The organism is Luteibacter sp. P4_E6 (assembly GCF_056401535.1).
The window spans coordinates 1-1,100 of record NZ_JBFUJE010000868.1 but is presented as its reverse complement, the minus strand read 5'-3'; the positions used below and the strand labels follow the sequence as shown (position 1 = coordinate 1,100).

At 57.5% G+C, this 1,100-nt stretch carries 1 protein-coding gene; it reads left to right on the top strand.

The genetic code is table 11. The features are described from left to right. Nucleotides 1–894: 894 nt before the first annotated feature. A partial coding sequence (locus AC1DT2_RS24195; RefSeq protein ID WP_477299271.1) for a hypothetical protein occupies nt 895–1,100 on the top strand: 206 nt, incomplete at its 3' end.

The following is a 1,100-nucleotide window of genomic DNA, read 5'->3' as shown; positions in this document are numbered from 1 at the left end:
ATGACAACCTGCGCATACGGCAATAGGAGGTGCCTGATCTGGCAATATCGCCGTCGCGGCTGGCGTGGCGGACTGTCCGGCCATAGCAGGTGCTGGCAGCAATGCGAACATAACGCAAAGCACCGCAGCTTGGCTCAGTCGGCCGTAGCTCGATAGTAATTTTTCAAACCGCTTGGGCGAAGACGGGAACCGATACCAGGCATGAGGCATTGTTCCGCACCAAGGATAAAGGGGGATGCCAACGATACACGCTGATCGGGCGGTTGCTGTATATGCGCATCATTATCATTGGACTTCCCGCTGAATGTCGACGGCCGCTTYAATCGAAGGCCTGTGGCATGCAGCGGTGGTCGGGCTGCTGGCCAACGTACTTGGAACGGCCTCTACGCCGTGCCGCTTCGACGCCTCTCGGTTTCCACGCACGCCCGCAAGACCAAAGCTGTCGCCTTGGTAGAAGACGGCGAACCCCTAACGCACCTATATTCAGTAAAGCGTGTCACAAGTACGTCCAATGGATCGCACAGGCAAGACAACGTCCGCGACTCCCATCGGGTCAGGTCACACGATATGGATGCTTGATCCGATCTGGACTCCGGGGCGGATGTGTAGGACAGGCAAGCGGCGACATCTGATGGATCGGATGAGCGTCAGAGGGGTGATTTACCCGAACAACGCATCCCAACCCACGGCTATGGCAGTAGCCCCGTAGGCGGATTGACTGAGAAACACTTTTGCCGAATCATGCCCATCGACATCGTTTGCCAATGTTGGGGGGATAGGCTTCACCCTGTGTGCCTTTACCCTGGCAGGAGCGGCGAAACGCCGTCAATCCCGGAAAAGGACTAGTCGACCTTCGATGCACACCTGGTCGCGCCTGAAGCGAGAGAAGGCACCATGACTACGAACGAGGTTGCACACCGCTTCCGGCTCAAGGCCGTTCCGACCCTGCGCTCAAGCATGCCGGCCAAGTCACCCATCACCATCTCAAGGGTTCGCTGTGACGAGCCCGATCACGGCCCGTCACGCGCCGTACCGATTGAAGACGCCTACGCAGCAAATATTGTTGTCAAGGATTTGGTGTCTGCAGACATCCAAGTTCT